The sequence below is a fragment of the Altererythrobacter chaiwopuensis genome (assembly GCF_054957735.1).
In genome coordinates this window covers 1-267 of sequence record NZ_JBTXJF010000014.1, presented here as the reverse complement: position 1 = coordinate 267, position 267 = coordinate 1, and the positions used below count along the sequence as shown (strand labels likewise).

General features: G+C 73.4%; 1 protein-coding gene. It reads left to right on the top strand.

Translation table 11 applies throughout. From position 1 onward, the window contains the following. Positions 1 to 41 precede the first annotated feature (41 nt). A partial coding sequence (ygfZ, locus tag ACX3VQ_RS13010) for a CAF17-like 4Fe-4S cluster assembly/insertion protein YgfZ (protein WP_462581470.1) occupies positions 42 to 267 on the top strand: 226 nt, incomplete at its 3' end.

Genomic DNA, 267 nt, shown 5'->3' with positions numbered 1-267 from the left:
ACCGATCCCTCCCACACGAGCTCGACTGGCTCCGCACGGCCGTGCACCTCGACAAGGGCTGCTACCGCGGGCAGGAGACGGTCGCGAAGGTGCACAACCTCGGGCATCCGCCGCGCCGGCTCGTGGCGCTGCACCTCGACGGGAGCGACAGCGTGCTGCCCGAGCCTGGCGCGGCCGTCCGTGTCGGCGACGACGAGATCGGCACCGTGCGCTCCGTCGCCCTGCACTACGAGGACGGCCCCATCGCCCTGGCCGTGGTGCGCCGCA